The organism is Enterobacter cloacae complex sp. R_G8 (assembly GCF_024599795.1).
Lineage (GTDB): Bacteria > Pseudomonadota > Gammaproteobacteria > Enterobacterales > Enterobacteriaceae > Enterobacter > Enterobacter dissolvens.
Genome location: NZ_CP102246.1, coordinates 1,627,844 through 1,646,551, shown reverse-complemented (window position 1 = coordinate 1,646,551; position 18,708 = coordinate 1,627,844). Strand labels below are relative to the sequence as shown.

Here is an 18,708-nt window from a genome sequence, read left to right as displayed (position 1 = left end):
GGCTTATTCAGACTCTTCTTCTTTCTCGGATTTGGTCGATTCGTTTTTGGCGTTGCGGGTCATCCACAGCGCCAGCGCTTTTAACGAATCCGGCGTGAACTCGTCACAACGCGCGGTGATCTCTTCCGGCGTCATCCAGCTCACTTCGCTCACTTCTTCTTCCTGCAGGGCGAACGGGCCGTGGGAAACGCAGCTAAACAGCCCGCCCCAGACGCGGCAATGTTCGTCTTCGAAATAGAACTGCCCATGTTCGGCAAACGGTACGCCCGCAATGCCTAACTCTTCTTCCGCTTCACGGCGTGCGGAATCCAGAAGGACCTCATCCGCCTGAACGACACCGCCCGCAGTGGCATCCAGCATACCAGGGAGAAAATCTTTGGTGTCCGTGCGGCGTTGAACCAAAATTTTGCCCATGCCGTCATGAACAACAATGTACGTCGCACGATGACGCAGGCGTTCAGCGCGCATTTGTTCGCGGCTGGCCTGCGCGATCACTTCATTCTCTTCGTTGACAATGTCAACCCACTCTGTACTTGCCAAATGACTCTGCTCCACCATCGGGAAACCTTCTCGTCTAAGCGCTCTTACGGCGCGTTTACAGTTGAGGTGTAACTTACGGATTAATCGCTACCTGTGCAATAACTTGCTGATCATTAAGTGCGATAACGCTTAACGTATTCTCATCAAGCATGCCATAGCTCGCCGGGTATCCGCCTTTCGGGATGCTGACCGAACCGGGATTGAAGTGATAAATCTCCCCGCGTTTTTCTGCTACCGGAATATGAGTATGACCGTAAACCAGGACATCGCCAGCGGCCAGCGCCGGGAGATTATCCGGGCTAAAAAGATGCCCATGGGTGAGGAACAGGCGGCATTTTTCCAGCAGCACCTGTTGCCACGGAGCGGTCATGGGGAAGTGCAGCAGCATCTGGTCCACTTCGCTGTCGCAGTTACCGCGCACGGCGATAATGCGCGAGGCATACGGGTTGAGTTTTTCCGCCACCTGCGCAGGGGCATAGCCTTCCGGCAATGCGTTACGTGGGCCATGGTTCAACACGTCACCCAGAATAACCAGCCACTGCGCCCCACTTTGTGCAAACAGGGAAAGAACGCGCTCGGTCGCGGGCAGCGATCCATGGATATCCGACGCAAACATCAGTTTCATCAGTCACTCCTCAGAAAAACAGACTGCCCTTATCATACCTTAAGCGCCAGGGCTTATCAGCCGACGCGCTTAGCGGAGAGTGCCACATAGCGCTGCACCGACGCACGTTGCCACTGGAAAGTGGCATAATCCACCAGCAGCTGGGGCACCGCATCGCCGTTGAGGATCAAGCGGTTCAGCATCAGCGCAAGGTCCGTATCGGCAATACACCACTCGCCAAACAGGTTTGGGTTACCGTGGGCCAGCAGCGAGGTGGCGGTGTCAATCAGCTTTTGCGCGCTCAGCGCCCCCTCAGTACTCAGGGTGGGCTTTTTCACACCCGCAAATACCACATCCGTGGAGCGTTCAACGCGAATCGGCACCAAATCGCTGCGTAGCCACGCCTGGATTTGCCGTGCCCGGGCCCGCTTTTGCAGATCGTGAGGATAAATACGCTCCCACTCTGGTGGCGCGAACCGATCTTCCAGGTATTCATCGATTGCCGACGATTCGCTCAGGGCGAAACCATCAATGTCCAGTACCGGCACGCGCCGCGTCAGATCGTAACCCTGCCACTGGGGTTTCAGGTGTTCACCGCCGTCCAGATCAACGGTCTTCAGGCTAAATGACAGCCCTTTTTCCGCCAGCGCCACGTACACGCTCATGACATAGGGTGAAAAGAATTGGGCATCGGACCACAACGTGATTACAGGCTGGTTCATAACATCCTCATCGGCTGATCGGTATTCACTCAACATATATTCTCTTTGCGTCGCTGTCACTTGATGAAAACTCACGATTTACAACAACCACCTATACTCATTGGTCATGGCATTACACTTCACACTGACAGGAGTTGAGAATGATCGACCTTTACTATGCCCCTACTCCAAACGGCCATAAGATCACCCTCTTTCTTGAAGAAGCCGAGCTGGATTACAGGATCATTCGCGTGGATATCAGCAAAGGCGATCAGTTCCGGCCTCTCTTTCTGGCCATCTCACCAAACAATAAAATCCCGGCCATCATCGATAACCTGCCAGCCGATGGCGGCAAACCGTTGAGCCTGTTTGAATCCGGGGAGATTTTGCTCTATCTGGCGGAGAAAACCGGCAAACTGCTGAGCGGTGAACTGCGCGAACGTCACCACACGCTGCAGTGGCTGTTCTGGCAGGCAAGCGGCCTGGGGCCGATGCTGGGGCAGAACCACCACTTTACCGCTTACGCTCCTCAGCCTATCCCTTATGCCATAGAGCGCTATCAGGTAGAGACGCAGCGCCTGTACGGTGTGTTGAACCACCGGCTGGAGAAAACGCCGTGGCTCGGCGGCGATCACTACAGTATCGCCGATATCGCCTGCTGGCCGTGGGTGAATACCCATGAACGCCACCGCATTGATTTAGCGTCTTATCCGGCAGTCAACAACTGGTTTGAGCGCATCCGTACCCGCCCGGCGACCGAGCGTGCAATGAAAAAAATGCACGAGATTTAGGCCTGCGCCCGATTGGGCGCCTGTCAGGCTCTCATGTATTATGAGGAGGAAATACTGACACGGAGAAGACCTGCAATGTCGCAGCATGACGCTATTATTCGTATAAAAAATTTACGCTTACGCACGTTTATCGGTATCAAAGACGAGGAGATCGCCAACCGTCAGGATATCGTCATTAATGTGATTATCCACTATCCGGCAGACAAGGCGCGTGGCAGTGAAGACATCAATGACGCGCTGAACTATCGCACGATTACCAAAAGCATCATCCAGTACGTGGAAAATAACCGCTTCTCTCTGCTGGAAAAATTAACTCAGGATGTGCTCGACATCGCACGCGAACATCACTGGGTCACTTATGCTGAAGTAGAGATCGATAAACTTCACGCCCTGCGTTACGCCGATTCCGTCTCCATGACGTTAAGCTGGCAGCGCCAGGCGTAAACCTGGAGGTTGTATGAAGATTCTGCTGACCGGCGGTACAGGCCTGATTGGCCGTCATCTCATTGCGCGCCTGCAGGCGTTACATCACGACATTACCGTGGTGACGCGCAGCCCTGAGAAAGCGCGTCAGGTGCTGGGTGCCGGTATCGACATCTGGAAAAATCTGGCTGACCGGCAGAATCTGGACGGCTTTGACGCCGTCATCAACCTGGCCGGTGAACCCATCGCCGACAAACGCTGGACGGAAGAGCAAAAACAGCTGTTGTGCAGCAGCCGCTGGAACATCACCGAAAAGCTGGTCGAGCTCATCCGTAACAGTCATACCCCGCCATCGGTACTGATTTCTGGCTCTGCGGTAGGCTATTACGGGGACCTCGGTGAGGTGGTCGTGACCGAAGAAGAGCCGCCGCACAACGAGTTTACCCATAAGCTCTGCGCCCAGTGGGAACGCATTGCCTGTGCGGCGCAGAGCGATACTACCCGCGTGTGCCTGCTGCGCACCGGCGTGGTGCTCGCACCGAAAGGCGGCATTCTGGCGAAGATGCTTCCTCCGTTCCGGCTCGGACTGGGTGGCCCCATCGGCAATGGCCGTCAGTATCTGGCGTGGATCCACATCGACGATATGGTCAACGGTATTCTCTGGCTGCTGGATAACGATCTACGTGGGCCGTTCAATATGGTTGCGCCGTACCCGGTGCGAAATGAGCAGTTTGCTCACGCTCTGGGCCATGCTCTGCATCGCCCGGCGATTTTACGCGTGCCTGCGACGGTGATTCGCCTGATGATGGGTGAAGCGTCGGTGCTGGTGCTGGGCGGACAGCGCGCGCTGCCTAAACGCCTGGAAGCGGCCGGGTTTGCGTTTCGCTGGTATGACTTAGAAGAGGCTCTGGGGGATGTGGTGGGATGAATATGTTACATTTGTACGCCATGTCCCGATGAAATGGCGTAACAATGGCAACCATCACCACACCCCGTCTGCACCTCACCCCGTTCGAACCCACTGACTGGGCCTTCTTCCGCTCGCTGCGGGAAGATCGCAATATCATGCGTTACATGGCCGCCATCGCGCCGGAAAAAGAGACCCGGCGCGTATTTGCTGCGCGCTTAACGGCGGCGCACGTTTTTGTGATTCGTTTTCGTGATGATGACACGCCGCTGGGCGATATCGGTCTGCAGATCAGCCCAGAGAATCGTGAAGAGGCTGATATTGGCTATACGGTTGTGCCTGCTGCACAGGGGAAAGGTATCGCCAGTGAGGCGCTGCGCGCGGTATGTGAATATGCATTTAACCAGACCGGCGTGAAAGCGATTAACGCCTACGTGCTGGCGGACAACGGCGGGTCGGTGCGGGTACTGGAGAAAGCGGGCTTTATGCGAACGCAGGTGCTGGAGAAGGCGTACGAGATTGACGGCGTACGGTATGACGACTGGGTGTATCGGCTGGAGTGCGGTGCGGTCTGATGCCCTCACCCCAGCCCTCTCCCACAGGGAGAGGGAAGAAAGGCAAAACCTACTTCAACGACCCCTTCAGGAACTGCTGCAAACGCGGACTTTGCGGATTCGCCAGTACCTCATCAGGGTGCCCCTGCTCCTCGATTTTCCCCTGATGCAGGAAGATCACGTGGTTCGAGACGTTACGGGCAAAGCCCATCTCGTGCGTCACCACCACCATCGTTTTGCCCTCTTCGGCCAGCTTCTGCATGATGCGCAGCACTTCGCCAACGAGTTCCGGGTCCAGCGCGGAGGTCGGTTCGTCGAACAGCAGCACCTCAGGCTCCATTGCCAGTGCACGGGCGATAGAGACACGTTGCTGCTGACCACCGGAGAGATGCACCGGGTACTTCATCTGCTGGCGTTCATCAATCCCCACTTTCGCCAGATATTTCACCGCGCGTTCGCGGGCTTCATGCTTGCTTAACCCCAGCACCTGAACCGGCGCTTCCATTACGTTCTCCAGCACCGTCATATGGCTCCAGAGGTTGAAGTGCTGGAACACCATCGTCAGGCGCGTACGGAGCAGACGCAGCTGATTCTTATCTGCCACCTTCAACTGGCCGTCTTTATCCCGCACCAGATTGATGTTCTGCCCACTGACCACAATCGAGCCTTCACTCGGCTTTTCAAGGAAGTTGATGCAGCGCAGGAACGTGCTTTTACCTGAGCCGGATGAGCCGATAATACTGATCACGTCGCCTGCATTTGCCTGCAGCGACACCCCTTTCAGCACTTCATGTTCGCCGTAGCGTTTGTGCAAATCAATTACGTTTAATTTGTTCTCAGCCATCATCATTCTCAGTGCGTCGAAGAGGGTTTTATATGCTGTAACCAGCGTTTTTCCGCCTTACGGAACAGGCTAATCAGGACGTATGAAATAATCAAATAGAGCACTGCCGCAATGCCAAACGCGGTAAACGGCTGATAGGTCGCGGAGTTAATGTCGCGGGCGATTTTAAGCAGGTCCGGCACCGTGGCGGTAAAGGCCAGCGCGGTGGAGTGGAGCATTAAAATCACTTCGTTACTGTAGGCTGGCAGCGCGATACGCAGCGCCGACGGCAGAATAATACAGCGGTACAGTTTCACCGACGAGAAGCCATACGCGCGCGCCGCTTCAATTTCCCCGTAAGGCACAGAGCGAATGGCCCCGGCGAAAATCTCGGTGGTATAGGCGCAGGTGTTAAGCGTCAACGCCAGTACTGTACAGTTCAGGCCGCTGCGGAAGAAGGCATTCAGCATCTCGGTGCCTTTCACAATCTCCAGCGTGTACATGCCCGAATAGAACACCAGCAGCTGTACGTACAGCGGTGTACCGCGAAACACATAGGTAAACAGCCAGATCGGGAACTGGATGAATTTATTGTTCGACACGCGGCCAATGGCAAGGAACACCGCCAGAATGCCACCCATTACCACCGAGGAGATCAGCAGCCACAGCGTAATGGCCACGCCGGTGAAGCGATAGCCGTCCGTCCACAGCAGCGATTTCCAGTATTCCTGAATAATCTCAATCACAGGTCAGCCCTCTTCACACCCACGGAGTAGCGACGTTCGAGCAGAAGCAGCACACCATTGGAGACGGTCGTAAAGACCAGATAGATCACGCCACACACCACCGCAAAGTAGAACGGCTCCCAGGTACTTTTACCGGCAAGCTGCGTGGCCTTCACCACATCTTCCAGACCCAGCAGAGAGACCAGCGCCGTGGCCTTCAGGATAACCTGCCAGTTGTTGCCAATGCCCGGAAGCGCGTAGCGCATCATGGCCGGGAACATGATCCGACGAAACGTCTGAGAGGAGGTAAAACCAAATGCGGTGGCCGCTTCTATGTGCCCTTTCGGGACCGCCATATAAGCGCCGCGGAAGGTTTCGGTGAAGTACGCGCCGTAGATAAAACCGAGGGTAATAATACCGGCCACCATCGGGTCGATATCGATTTGTCCCATCCCCATGGCGTCCGTCACGCTGTTCAGCGCGATCTGCAGCCCGTAAAAGATGAGCAGCATCAGTACCAGGTCAGGAACACCGCGAATCAGCGTGGTATAGCCTTCAAAAATCAGCGCCAGCGGTTTATTAGCCGAAAGCTTCGCCCCTGCGCCTGCCAGACCTATCAGCACCGCCAGCACCACGGAGCTGATAGCCAGCTCAAGGGTAACAAGCGCGCCCTGTAAAATAACGCCAGAAAATCCGTACAGCATACCGCGAGCCCTGTCGTATCGTGAGTGGTGGACCGTGTCTTTTCCCCTCCCTGAGTGGGAGGGGCCGCACGTTATTTGACGGGGCGATTAGCCGCCGTAAACATTAAAATCGAAGTACTTTTTCGCCAGTTTGTCGTACGTGCCGTCAGCGCGCATTTCTGCAAATGCTTTGTTCAGTGCTTCGCGCAGCTCGTTGTCTTCTTTACGCAGACCCATACCGGTGCCGACACCAAACAACTTCACATCCTTAATGGATGGACCGCCAAACTTGTAATCTTTACCTACCGGCGTCTTCAGGAAGCCTTCGCTCGCGGCGACTTCATCCTGGAAAGCGGCGTCGATACGGCCTGCCGTCAGGTCAGCGTAGATATTTTCCTGCCCCTGATAGGAGACGATTTCAATCCCCTTCGGTGCCCAGTGTTCATTACCGTAGGTTTCCTGAGTAGTGCCCTGCAGTACGCCCACGCGTTTACCCTTCAGTGATTCGAGGGTTGGCTGAATGTCAGACGATTTAGCCACCACCAGACGAGAATCTGCCGCGTAGAGTTTGTCGGTGAAGGCAATCTCCTGCTGACGTTTTTCAGTGATGGAAAGAGAGGACATGATAATGTCGATTTTTTTGGCTTTCAGCGAAGGGATCAGCGCATCCAGCGGGTTCTCAACGTAGGTACACTGTGCTTTGATGCGTTTGCACAGTTCATTAGCCAGATCGATGTCAAAACCGACCAGTTCACCCTTCGAATTCTTTGATTCGAACGGAGCATAGGTAGGGTCGGTACCAATACGAATTTTCTGCGGAATGGCTGCGAACGCCGCGGTAGCGCTGGAAAAGGCCAGCACCAGAGATAACGACAACACGAGTTTTTTCATATCTGTCCTCAACAAACTGTCTTCTTACGTGATTTTTACGACGACGGGGTGGTGCTAATGTGCCATCAATCCACGCCATCAGGCAAAGATTAATGCCTTTCAGACGGGAATTTTTGCATTATAAATGCGTAAGTATGCACAGAGCGATCCAATACAGTGCACAAAACGCACCATATTGGATCAATCACACCCGCAATGCACCAGTCAGGTGCATCGCCATCGAACATCAATCACCATAGACGTTGAAGTCGAAGTATTTCTTCGCCAGTTTGTCGTAGGTACCGTCTTTGCGCAGCTCTGCAAACGCTTTGTCGAAAGCGGCTTTCAGCTCGGTATCATCTTTACGCAAGCCAATACCGGTGCCGTCACCAAAGTATTTTTTGTCTTTCACGGACGGGCCAGCAAAGGCGTAGTCTTTGCCTGCCGGCTGCTTCAGGAAGCCTTCACTCGCGGCAACCTCATCCTGGAATGCCGCATCCAGACGACCGGCTGCCAGGTCAGAGTAAATCAGATCCTGGTTCTGGTAAGCCACCACGTCCACGCCCTTCTCACGCCAGTTTGCATTGGCATACCCTTCCTGAGTCGACCCCTGCAGCACGCCGACATGCTTACCTTTCAGGGACTCAATGGTTGGCTGAATGGGGGAGCCTTTTGCCGCAATCAGACGGGAATCCGCGGCGTAGAGCTTGTCAGAGAAGGCAATCTCCTGCTGACGTTTTTCGGTGATGGAGAGAGAAGAGATAATGGCGTCGATTTTCTTGGCTTTCAGCGACGGGATTAACGCATCAAAGTCGCTGCCCACCCATGTGCATTTCACCGCAATGCGTTTGCACATCTCATTACCCAGGTCGATATCAAACCCAACAAAGTCGCCTTTCGCATCTTTAGAGGAGAATGGCGCGTAAGTTGCGTCTGTACCGATACGCACTGTCTGTGGAAGCGCTGCGTAGCTACCTGCTGCTGCACTTAACCCCACCAGCAAAGACAGAGCCAGAACCGTCTTCTTCATACATTTACCCTCAAGTACCGTGATTTTATTATGTATTGTGTTGTGTGTTGTGTTACAGGCTTCTCTTGCAGGTCTTATGCCACATTGCCGTCTGGTCAAAAATTCGACGTTAAATATGTTAATAAAACGTTGCGATATTGCCTTAATGGTGAAAGATAGCAGGTCTGCCGAACGAACCGGAGAGAGAAAAAGGGAAAAAACGAATTAAATGTCGAGGATATGATCGCCGTTGCAGTTTTGCCCTGAAACAGGGCAACGTCTCTTTTCATGCACACTGTTTGTGCACAGAATCATGCACCCTGCCAGCGGGTGAAGAGGTCTTCGGGCAGGTCGATATCAAACTGATCCAGCACGCGGTTAACCGTCTGATTAATCACATCATCCAGCGAGGTCGGGCGATGATAAAACGCCGGCACGGGCGGCATGATCACCGCGCCCAGTTCAGCGGCCTGCGTCATTAAACGCAGATGCCCCAGATGCAGCGGCGTTTCCCGCACGCAAAGCACCAGAGGGCGACGCTCCTTCAGCACCACGTCCGCCGCACGCGTCACCAGCGTGTCGGTATAGCTGTTAACGATGCCGGAGAGGGTTTTAATTGAACAGGGCAATATAACCATGCCAGCCGTTTTAAACGAGCCGGAGGAGATGCTGGCGGCGATATCGCGGGCATCGTGTACAACGTTTGCCAGCGCCTGCACATCGCGCAGAGAGAGATCGGTTTCAAGGGAGAGAGTCTGACGCGCCGCCTGGCTCATCACCAGATGGGTTTCTACTTCTGGTACGTCACGCAGTACCTGTAACAAACGCACGCCGTAGATTGCGCCACTGGCACCGCTGAGCCCAACAATGAGTCGTTTCATGATTTTTGCCCTTACTGATTTCAGGGCAGACTGTGCAGGATTTTGCGGGGAGTTGCAAGTGAGGGCGAAGGCCCTCACTTGCCTGCACAATCAACCTTCGTTGTGCATCTCTAAGCTTTCGAGATCGTTTTGCAGCTGGACGGCTTTGGCATCGTCGTTGCGCAGCGAATCAAGATAGTCGAGGTACTGCTGGTCCACGTCTTTAGTGACGTATACCCCGTTGAACACGGAACATTCAAACTGCTGAATATCCGGATTCTCGGCACGCACCGCGTCGATAAGATCGTTCAGATCCTGGAAAATCAGGCCATCGGCACCGATGATTTGGCGAATCTCGTCCACTTCACGGCCGTGTGCAATCAGCTCGTTCGCGGTAGGCATATCAATGCCATACACGTTCGGGAAGCGAATTTCTGGCGCCGCAGAGGCCAGATACACTTTCTTCGCACCGGCTTCACGCGCCATCTCGATAATCTGCTCCGAGGTGGTGCCACGCACAATAGAGTCATCCACCAGCAGCACGTTCTTGTCGCGGAACTCAGCGCGGTTAGCGTTCAGTTTACGACGCACGGATTTACGGCGCAGCTGCTGACCCGGCATGATAAAGGTACGGCCAACGTAGCGGTTCTTCACGAACCCCTGACGGTATGGCTTATCCAGTATGCGGGCGATTTCCAGGGCGATATCGCAGGAGGTTTCCGGGATAGGAATGACCACGTCGATGTCCAGATCGTCCCACTCGCGGGCAATCTTCTCACCCAGCTTGGTTCCCATGTTCACGCGGGCGCTGTAGACGGAGATCTTATCGATAAACGAGTCCGGACGGGCGAAATAGACGTATTCAAACAGGCACGGGTTGCTGACCGGGTTATCTGCACACTGACGGGTAAACAGCTGGCCCTTCTCAGTGATGTAGACCGCTTCGCCAGGGGCTACGTCACGCAGGAATTCGAAGCCCAGGGTGTCCAGCGCCACGCTTTCAGAGGCAACCATATATTCGGTACGGCCATCACCCAGGTCACGCTTACCGAGCACCAGCGGACGGATACCGTTTGGATCGCGGAAGGCGACCATGCCGTGACCGATAATCATCGCCACGCAGGCGTAGGCACCGCGGATCTGGCGGTTTGTCGCAGCAACGGCGGCAAAGATATTGTCCGCTTCCAGCGGATAATGGCGGAAGTTATCCAGCTCGCTGGCAAACACATTGAGCAGGATTTCTGAATCAGAAGTGGTGTTAATGTGGCGACGTTTCTCTTCAAACAGCTTTTTACGCAGCTCATGGGCGTTGGTCAGGTTGCCGTTGTGAGCAAGCGTGATGCCATACGGTGAGTTAACGTAAAAAGGCTGTGCCTCAGAGGCGCTGGAACTGCCAGCAGTAGGATAACGAACGTGACCGATCCCCATATTACCTTGCAGACGCTGCATATGGCGGGCTTCAAACACATCGTTTACCAGGCCATTCGCCTTGCGTAAACGGAAGCAGTTGTTTGCATCAATGGTGATGATACCCGCAGCATCCTGCCCACGGTGCTGAAGCACCGTTAACGCGTCATAAATCGACTGGTTTACCGGCATGAAACCGGCGATACCGACAATACCGCACATTCGTCTTTTCCTCGTTAAGCCACATCTCAGAGCGGGTTACGCTCTGGGCAAGAAACTCGACGAGCTTTGCAGATAGTCAAAGAACCACCTGATGATGAAGCTGAACTCCGGAATGAGCTGCGATTTCTGCCAGTCTTCACTTTTGGAGAACCCGGTGAAGGTATCCAGGAAGAACAGTATCGCGGCCACAATCAGCACGCCTCGTAATGCCCCGAAACAGATCCCGAGCACCCTGTCCGTTCCTGACAGACCGGTTTTCTCGACCAGCTGACCTATCACGTAATTCACGATAGCGCCGACAATCAGCGTCGCGATAAACAGCACCGCGATGGCGATTCCATTTCGGACCAGTTCATCTTCAAAGCCCGTGAACCAGACAGACAGGTAAGTGTAGTAATGACTGGCAACAAAGAAAGCACAACCCCAAGTCACCAGCGATAACGCTTCACGAACAAAGCCACGGATCAGGCTAACCAGACAGGAAAAACCAATCACCGCAATGATGGCGTAATCAATCCAGACCATATGTGTCCCACGATTTAACGCCCTGTCATCCAGTTCGGGGCGAATTCTAACAGAAAAAGAAAACGTTTGCGTAGGGATTTCCTTCCCGCGCGTAAATAAAAAAGGCGCTGAAAAAATGTTCAACGCCCCCTCCGTTTGACGTCTCTGTGGACGCCTGCCATTCCCCCTCACCCCAGTCCTCTCCCTCAAGGGAGAGAGAGCAAACCGTCCCTTCGCCCCTCTGGGGAGAGGGTGAGTGTGAGGTGAAGCCTTATCAGTTGGCGCTGTAGTTCATCACCACACCGCTCAGGCCAGAGATCTGCTTCAGCTCACCGAGCGAGCCTTTGAGCTTATCCTTAGACGCTTCTGGCCCCACAAGGATACGGGTGATTTTACCCTGCACTGGCGTGGAAGGTGAAGTGTACACGCGATAACCCGCACTGCGCAGTTTACCCACGACCTCATTGACCTTATCGGCATTTTTCAGCGCACCCAGTTGCACGACGTAGGCTTTCCCCGTCGGCGCGGCCTCTTGCTGAGCCGGTTTTGCCGCAGGCGGCGTCTCTGAAGCTGCGGCCAGCTGTTCTGCTGTTTTATCCCGCTGTGGTTTCGGCTGTGTTTTTTCCACCGGCTTCGGTTTTTCAACCGGTTTCGGCTGCTCTACCGGCACCGGATCGATTTCGATGTTGTTATTCGCCGCCAGACGAGACGGATCGAGGGACGGTGCGGCCGCATCCCCGGCACGCACCTCTTCAGCCGCCCCTTCCGGCGGCTGAGCAGGCAGCGCCTGGGTTGCCGCAGGCAGCATATCCGGTTCGTCGCGATCGCCCGGCTTCGGCACCAGCGGAATGGCTGCAAATTCATCCTGGTAATGCTTTTTCTGCCCGTCGAGCAGACCCGGGAGGATAATCACCCCGAGCGCGACCAGCACAATGGTTCCTGTTAAACGGTTCTGAAACTTACTCGCCACCGGTTCTCCCCGCGTCCATCACTTCCATGACATGTGCCACCGTGTGGAACGAACCACACACCAGCACGGTATCTTCTGGTTTAGCATCCGCCATCGCGGCTTGCCAGGCCTCAGCCACGCTATTGTAGATTGCGCCTTTGCCGAGATGTTCCAGCAACTGCTCAGCCGTCGCGCCGCGCGGCCCCTCCAGAGGAGCACAATACCAGCTATCGACAACACTCTCCATGCAGGCCAGCGTACCGCCGATATCTTTATCATGAAGCATACCGATAACCGCCAGCACGCGCCCGGTTTTTGGTAACGATTTGAGACGCGCGGCGAGATACGCCGCAGCATGCGGGTTATGTGCGACATCCAGAATCAGCCGCGGAGCGTCGCTGACAATCTGAAAACGCCCGGGCAGGATCGCATTCTGGATACCGTCGCGGATTGCCTGTTCGCTCACCGCCAGTCCGCTTGCGCGCAGTGCCGCCAGGGCGGTTGCCGCGTTAGGCTGTGGTACCTGCGGCAGCGGCAGGTTGTCCAGCGCACCCTGTGCATCGCTGAAACGCCAGCCGTTGTCCCGGACCTCATACTGCCAGTCAACATCACGTCGCAGCAGGTGAGCGCCCTTCTCTTTTGCCACATCGGCAATGGTGTGCGGCATATCCGGCTCGCCGACCACAGCAGGCTTATTCGTGCGGAAAATACCGGCCTTCTCACGGCCGATACTTTCGCGATCGGGGCCAAGCCAGTCGGTATGATCCAGCGCGATGCTGGTGACCACCGCAACATCGGCATCCACCATATTGGTGGCATCAAGACGCCCGCCGAGACCCACTTCCAGAATCACCACATCCAGCTGCGCCTGCTTAAACAGCCACAGCGCCGACAGAGTTCCGTATTCGAAATAGGTTAATGAAATTTCACCGCGCGCTGCTTCAATTTCCGCGAACGACGCCGTATGCGCAGACTCTGGCAGTTCGCGGTTTTGCACGCGAACCCGCTCGGTATAGCGCACCAGGTGCGGAGAGCTGTAAACGCCAACCTTGTAACCGGCTGCCATCAGGATAGCTTCCAGCGTTCGGCAGGTGGTGCCTTTACCGTTGGTTCCGGCGACGGTAAAAACAAACGGCGCCGGTTTCAGCACATCGAGACGCGCAGCGACCTGGCTTACGCGTTCAAGCCCCATATCGATGGTTTTACTGTGCAGGTTTTCCAGATAAGAAAGCCACGTGGCCAGGGGCGACGTGGCTTGGGGAATGCTTTTATTTTCCATGATGCCCGGTTGTCATTAACAGTTTACAAAGCAAAAGGGCAGCGCCAACCGGCCCTGCCCTTTTCAGTTATCAGGCCTCGGGTTCCTGATCCGGTACCACCACGCCTTCGCGCGGCTCATCCGGGTTCGGCGCTGGCAGATTCATCAGCTTCGCCAGGATGCTCGCCAGTTTCAGGCGCATTTCCGGGCGGCGGACAATCATGTCAATCGCGCCTTTCTCGATGAGGAACTCACTGCGCTGGAAGCCCGGCGGCAGTTTTTCACGTACGGTTTGCTCTATAACGCGAGGGCCGGCAAAGCCGATCAGCGCTTTTGGCTCAGCAATGTTCAGATCGCCCAGCATCGCAAAGCTTGCGGAGACGCCACCCATGGTTGGGTCGGTCAGTACAGAGATGTACGGCAGACCGCGTTCCTGCATTTTCGCCAGCGCAGCAGAGGTTTTCGCCATCTGCATCAATGACATCAGCGCTTCCTGCATACGCGCACCGCCAGAGGCAGAGAAGCAGATCAGCGGACAGTTGTCTTCCAGCGCTTGCTCAACAGCACGCACAAAGCGCGCACCCACCACGGAGCCCATTGAGCCACCCATGAAGGAGAACTCAAACGCGGCGGCCACCACTGGCATCTCGTGCAGGGTGCCTTTCATCACGACCAGTGCGTCTTTCTCGCCGGTCTCTTTCTGTGCAGAGGCCATACGGTCTTTGTATTTTTTGGAATCACGGAACTTGAGCACATCTTTTGGCTCAAGTTCGCTACCCAGTTCTACCAGAGAACCTTCGTCCAGCAGGCTGTGCAGGCGATTACGCGCCGTCATGCGCATGTGGTGGTCACACTTCGGACACACCTCAAGATTGCGCTCCAGTTCTGCGCGATACAGAACCTGACCACAGCTATCACACTTCGTCCATACCCCTTCAGGAATGCTCGCTTTACGCGTTGGGGTAATGTTGCTTTTAATTCGTTCAATCCAGCTCATTGATAACCTTTCTGCCTGAACCTGGTCGTATGCCAGTTTTGCTGTAAGAGGCGAATAATGCCATTTTTGCCTCCAACAGACCATGAATGTTGCACATTAAAACATAACAGCCCGAAACTTTGGATAAAAAAGTGGTCGAACCGCCTGCGTGCATTTACTTCGCTTGCTTTGCCGCCGCGCGCTTGTGGCGAATAATTTCGATAACACCCGGTAAAACGGAAAGCACAATAATCGCTACAATCAGTAACTTAAGGTTTTCCTGAACCACAGGGAGATCGCCAAACAGGTAGCCTGCATAGGTAAAGAGCAGCACCCACAGCAGCGCGCCAACTACGTTGTATGCCGCAAAATGACGATAGGACATGTGCCCCATTCCCGCCACAAACGGTGCAAATGTACGCACAATAGGCACAAAACGCGCAAGGATAATGGTTTTCCCACCGTGGCGCTCATAAAACGCATGGGTTTTATCTAAATAGCTACGACGGAAAATTTTTGAGTCCGGATTACTGAATAAGCGCTCACCGAAGACCCGTCCAATGGTGTAGTTGACCGCGTCACCGACAATTGCGGCGATCACCATCAGCACCACCATTATGTGCACATTCAAATCGTTGGTGGGCAGCGCGGATAACGCCCCCGCGACGAACAGCAGCGAATCCCCCGGCAGGAACGGCGTGACTACCAGACCGGTTTCACAGAACAGAATGAGGAACAGAATGGCATACACCCAGACGCCATACTGCGCGACCAGCTCCGCCAGGTGAACATCAATATGCAGAATGAAATCAATCAGAAAACGTATTACGTCCATATTGTCTAAGCCTTAATTGCACCTTTGTTTAGTCCGCCAGGAACAGCGGGCCCATTGGCGGTTTTGGCAGGTCAAACCGGTCCGGATAGTCCACCGAGACCAGATACAGCCCTTCCGCTTTCGCCGTTGCTGCCGCAAGCGTTCTGTCCTTCGCTGCCAGCAGTTCTGCAATCCAGCTCTCCGGCTGGTGTCCGGCGCCCACTTCCATCAGGCTGCCCACAATATTCCGCACCATATGATGTACAAAGGCATTGGCTTTGATATCCACCACCACATACGCGCCAAAACGGCTGACGTTTATGTGCATGACATTACGCCACGGCGTGCGGGACTGACACTGCACCGCACGAAACGAGGTAAAGTCATTTTCACCAATCAGACACTGCGCCGCACGGTGCATACGTTCTGCATCCAGCGGCTCGTAAAAATGCGTCACGCCCTGGCTTAATACCGCCGGACGAAGACGCTGATTGTAGATGACATAGCGGTAACGGCGCGCAGTGGCGCTGAATCGCGCATGAAAATCATCCGGCACAGCTTTCACCCAGCGCACCGCAATGTCACCAGGTAAATTCGCATTTACACCCAACGTCCAGGCAGCGTCCTTGCGCACGGCAGTGGTTTCAAAGTGAACCACCTGCCCCGTTCCGTGGACACCGGCGTCAGTGCGCCCTGCACACAGGACGTTAATCGGTTCGTTCGCCACCTGAGAGAGCGCTTTCTCCAGTCTTTCCTGGACACTGCGCACCTCATTTTGACGCTGCCAGCCATAATATTTACTGCCGTCGTACTCGATACCGAGGGCGACTTTATGAACCGGCTTTTGTTCCACATCTGACATCAGTACAGATACTCCTGCACCAGTTTTTCAGCGATCTTGACCGCCATCAGCGCGCCGCCGAAGCGAACGTTATCGGCAACGGACCAGAACTGAACCTGCTCCGGCATACCGTAGTCATTCCGCACGCAGCCCACCGAGAGGTGTGCGCTGCCGGTGGCATCGCCAACCTGCGTCGGGAATTCACTCTCTTCGGAGAGCACAATGTCTTCACCGCGGCCGAACGCATCACGCGCTTCTTCTGCGGCCAGCGGACGCAGGGCTTCGAAACCTACCATCTGCGCATGACCGTAAAAGACCGGCGACTGCACGACGTTTGCGGAGATCATCAGCCCCTCGTCCTGCAGAATTTTGCGCGCTTCGTCGACGATACGGCGCTCTTCGCGCACGGAGCCTTCACGATCCGGCAGCAGCGGCAGCATATTGAATGCCAGCTGACGGCCGAAGAAATCGTCTTCATCAATCGGGATGCCGTTCAGGAGCTTCGCACTCTGTCCTGCCAGCGCGTCGACGGCCTTTTTGCCGTGCGCAGAAGCGGAAAGCAGGCTGGTCACGGTGATACGCGACAGACCACCATCGTCGATTAAAGGTTTAAGAGCGGTCAGCAGCTGGCTGGTCAGGCTATTGGGAACCGCAATGATATTGCGGTTACGGTAGTCGGCTAGCACAAATGGGTTCACGTCCGGCACCACCAGCGGGACATCCGGCTCCATCGAGAACAGGCCGCTCAGGTCGATCACCAGACACCCAGAATTCGTCGCCTCTTCAATGTACGACGCGGTGGCTTCAGCACCTGCCGCAAAAAACGCCAGCTGCGCCTGCGTCCAGTCGAATTCGGTGGCATCCTGAACCATGACGGATTTGCCGCCAAAACGCAGATGCTCCCCGGCGCTGTCGGTGCGGGCCAGCGCATAGATATCACCCACCGGGAACTGACGCTCAGCAAGGGTTTCGAGCAGGGCTTCACCCACGGCACCCGTGGCACCTAAAATGGCAATGTTCCAGCCTTCAGACATGGTGGTTTACTCCAGAAATAAAAAAGCGTCCCTGTCGGAGTATCCAACAGGGAGCGTTAAGAAGACATTAATGCGCCGGGTGATGAACGGCGTTAAAACCCAGTTTGTGTAGCAGTGTTGCCGCCGCCGCGTCATCGCACATCACATACAGAGAAGACCATTCACGACGCTCAACGTAATTCTTGCGCAGCTTGTCAAACTCACCCGGGATCCCCGCCACTTTACGCAGCAGCGCATCATCGCGGCGCACATCATACACCAAATGTACCAGCCTTTTCAGCGTTGCCTGATCGAGCGGGCCATGGAGGGTAATACGGCCAAATTCAGGTGCGGGGAGTAAGGTGTCCAGCGCCACCTGCTGCGGATGACCAATAAAGGCGCTATAGGCCTCAAAAACCTGGGTGGTGCCGCGGGCCTTTCCTTCAAGCGTATAACCCGCGATATGCGCGGTCGCAACATCGACCTTGTTCAGCAGCGCAACGTTGAGATCGGGCTCCGGCTCCCAGACGTCCAGCACCACGCTGAGATCCTGCCCCTCTTCCAGACATTTCAGCAGCGCGGCGTTATCGACGACCGGGCCACGGCAGGCATTTATCAGAATAGTGCCAGCCTTCAGACGGCGGATCAGCGCCTCATCAGCAAGATGAAGCGTCTTATAAGCCCCCTCTTTGAAGAGGGGCGTATGGAAGGTGATCACGTCGCACGCTTCAACCAGCTCATCCAGGGTGCGGAAGTCACCTTCATCACCGTTGTCTTTACGCGGCGGGTCACACAGCAGGGTGCGAATGCCTAACGCCTCAAGGCGTTTTTGCAGGCGTCCCCCCACGTTGCCCACCCCGACAATGCCTACAGTGCGGTCTTTCAGCGCAAACCCGTCGCGCTCTGCCAGCATCAGCAGGGAAGAGAAAACGTATTCCACTACCGCAATGGCGTTACAGCCAGGCGCGGCGGAAAAACCGATCCCCGCCTGCTTAAGCCACTTGTCATCCACATGATCCGTCCCGGCCGTTGCGGTTCCAACGAATTTAATCGCTTTGCCGGAGAGCAACGCCTCATTTACTTTGGTCACCGAGCGCACCATCAGGGCATCTGCATCATCCAGCTCGTTTACCGGAATGGGGCGACCAGGGACAGCCTTAACATTACCAAGGCGGCTAAACAGCTCGCGGGCGTAAGGCATATTTTCATCAACGAGGATTTTCACGTCTGAGTA

Annotated in this window: 22 protein-coding genes; 4 read left to right on the top strand and 18 right to left on the bottom strand. The window is 55.2% G+C overall.

Annotation, left to right across the window (positions count from 1 at the left end; translation table 11 throughout):
* Positions 1–3: 3 nt before the first annotated feature.
* The 3 genes from yfcD to yfcF are packed head-to-tail and all read right to left on the bottom strand — an operon-like array spanning position 4 to position 1,866.
* Positions 4–558 (bottom strand): NUDIX hydrolase YfcD, encoded by a 555-nt coding sequence (gene yfcD, locus NQ842_RS07890; RefSeq protein ID WP_014832774.1) that lies wholly within the window; start codon positions 556–558, stop codon positions 4–6.
* Between the two features lie 55 nt (positions 559–613).
* Positions 614–1,165 (bottom strand): phosphodiesterase, encoded by a 552-nt coding sequence (yfcE, locus tag NQ842_RS07885; RefSeq protein WP_014832775.1) that lies wholly within the window; start codon positions 1,163–1,165, stop codon positions 614–616.
* Positions 1,166–1,221: 56 nt separating this feature from the next.
* On the bottom strand, positions 1,222–1,866 hold the full coding sequence (gene yfcF / locus NQ842_RS07880; RefSeq protein WP_014832776.1) for a glutathione transferase: 645 nt from the start codon (positions 1,864–1,866) through the stop codon (positions 1,222–1,224).
* Positions 1,867–2,006: 140 nt separating this feature from the next.
* Here yfcF and yfcG point away from each other — a divergent pair, with 140 nt between their 5' ends.
* The 4 genes from yfcG (at position 2,007) to NQ842_RS07860 (ending at position 4,541) form a co-directional block, all read left to right on the top strand.
* Positions 2,007–2,636, top strand: a complete 630-nt coding sequence (gene yfcG / locus NQ842_RS07875; protein ID WP_046888275.1) for a GSH-dependent disulfide bond oxidoreductase — start codon at positions 2,007–2,009, stop codon at positions 2,634–2,636.
* Between the two features lie 75 nt (positions 2,637–2,711).
* On the top strand, positions 2,712–3,080 hold the full coding sequence (folX, locus tag NQ842_RS07870) for a dihydroneopterin triphosphate 2'-epimerase (RefSeq protein WP_046888274.1): 369 nt from the start codon (positions 2,712–2,714) through the stop codon (positions 3,078–3,080).
* 13 nt (positions 3,081–3,093) lie between these two features.
* Positions 3,094–3,987 carry a TIGR01777 family oxidoreductase gene (locus NQ842_RS07865; protein ID WP_020690629.1) on the top strand — a complete coding sequence of 298 codons (894 nt, stop codon included), beginning with the start codon at positions 3,094–3,096 and terminating at the stop codon, positions 3,985–3,987.
* Between the two features lie 44 nt (positions 3,988–4,031).
* Positions 4,032–4,541, top strand: a complete 510-nt coding sequence (locus NQ842_RS07860) for a GNAT family N-acetyltransferase (RefSeq protein ID WP_014832780.1) — start codon at positions 4,032–4,034, stop codon at positions 4,539–4,541.
* Between the two features lie 49 nt (positions 4,542–4,590).
* Here NQ842_RS07860 and hisP read toward each other — a convergent pair whose 3' ends face one another.
* The 15 genes from hisP to pdxB form a co-directional block, all read right to left on the bottom strand.
* Entirely contained in the window at positions 4,591–5,364 is a 774-nt protein-coding gene (gene hisP, locus NQ842_RS07855) for a histidine ABC transporter ATP-binding protein HisP (protein ID WP_014832781.1), read from the bottom strand.
* An 8-nt stretch (positions 5,365–5,372) separates the two neighbouring features.
* A complete protein-coding gene (locus NQ842_RS07850; RefSeq protein WP_008502590.1) occupies positions 5,373–6,089 on the bottom strand; it encodes an ABC transporter permease in 717 nt (238 codons plus the stop codon).
* Positions 6,086–6,772: a histidine ABC transporter permease HisQ gene (locus NQ842_RS07845; RefSeq protein WP_014832782.1), complete on the bottom strand. Its 687-nt coding sequence runs from the start codon at positions 6,770–6,772 to the stop codon at positions 6,086–6,088. Before NQ842_RS07845 ends, NQ842_RS07850 begins: the two co-directional genes overlap by 4 nt.
* Positions 6,773–6,859: 87 nt before the next feature.
* Positions 6,860–7,642: a histidine ABC transporter substrate-binding protein HisJ gene (gene hisJ / locus NQ842_RS07840; RefSeq protein ID WP_014832783.1), complete on the bottom strand. Its 783-nt coding sequence runs from the start codon at positions 7,640–7,642 to the stop codon at positions 6,860–6,862.
* 226 nt (positions 7,643–7,868) lie between these two features.
* Complete coding sequence (gene argT, locus NQ842_RS07835; RefSeq protein WP_014832784.1) at positions 7,869–8,651, bottom strand: lysine/arginine/ornithine ABC transporter substrate-binding protein ArgT; 783 nt, start codon at positions 8,649–8,651, stop codon at positions 7,869–7,871.
* Positions 8,652–8,941: 290 nt separating this feature from the next.
* Entirely contained in the window at positions 8,942–9,511 is a 570-nt protein-coding gene (locus NQ842_RS07830; RefSeq protein WP_014832785.1) for a UbiX family flavin prenyltransferase, read from the bottom strand.
* Positions 9,512–9,601: 90 nt separating this feature from the next.
* Complete coding sequence (gene purF, locus NQ842_RS07825) at positions 9,602–11,119, bottom strand: amidophosphoribosyltransferase (RefSeq protein ID WP_014832786.1); 1,518 nt, start codon at positions 11,117–11,119, stop codon at positions 9,602–9,604.
* A gap of 36 nt (positions 11,120–11,155) precedes the next feature.
* Positions 11,156–11,644: a colicin V production protein gene (gene cvpA, locus NQ842_RS07820; protein WP_000262116.1), complete on the bottom strand. Its 489-nt coding sequence runs from the start codon at positions 11,642–11,644 to the stop codon at positions 11,156–11,158.
* A 253-nt stretch (positions 11,645–11,897) separates the two neighbouring features.
* Positions 11,898–12,593, bottom strand: coding sequence for a cell division protein DedD (dedD, locus tag NQ842_RS07815; protein WP_046888271.1), 696 nt, complete (start codon positions 12,591–12,593; stop codon positions 11,898–11,900).
* Positions 12,583–13,851, bottom strand: coding sequence for a bifunctional tetrahydrofolate synthase/dihydrofolate synthase (folC, locus tag NQ842_RS07810; RefSeq protein ID WP_014832788.1), 1,269 nt, complete (start codon positions 13,849–13,851; stop codon positions 12,583–12,585). Before folC ends, dedD begins: the two co-directional genes overlap by 11 nt.
* 70 nt (positions 13,852–13,921) lie before the next feature.
* Positions 13,922–14,827, bottom strand: coding sequence for an acetyl-CoA carboxylase, carboxyltransferase subunit beta (gene accD / locus NQ842_RS07805; protein ID WP_257256703.1), 906 nt, complete (start codon positions 14,825–14,827; stop codon positions 13,922–13,924).
* A gap of 154 nt (positions 14,828–14,981) precedes the next feature.
* Positions 14,982–15,641, bottom strand: coding sequence for a DedA family protein (locus NQ842_RS07800; RefSeq protein ID WP_014832789.1), 660 nt, complete (start codon positions 15,639–15,641; stop codon positions 14,982–14,984).
* Positions 15,642–15,669: 28 nt separating this feature from the next.
* On the bottom strand, positions 15,670–16,482 hold the full coding sequence (gene truA, locus NQ842_RS07795) for a tRNA pseudouridine(38-40) synthase TruA (RefSeq protein ID WP_182381235.1): 813 nt from the start codon (positions 16,480–16,482) through the stop codon (positions 15,670–15,672).
* Positions 16,482–17,495, bottom strand: a complete 1,014-nt coding sequence (locus tag NQ842_RS07790; protein WP_014832791.1) for an aspartate-semialdehyde dehydrogenase — start codon at positions 17,493–17,495, stop codon at positions 16,482–16,484. The genes truA and NQ842_RS07790 overlap by 1 nt, the downstream gene beginning before the upstream one ends.
* A 67-nt stretch (positions 17,496–17,562) precedes the next feature.
* On the bottom strand, positions 17,563–18,699 hold the full coding sequence (gene pdxB / locus NQ842_RS07785; RefSeq protein ID WP_046888267.1) for a 4-phosphoerythronate dehydrogenase PdxB: 1,137 nt from the start codon (positions 18,697–18,699) through the stop codon (positions 17,563–17,565).
* Positions 18,700–18,708 lie beyond the last annotated feature (9 nt).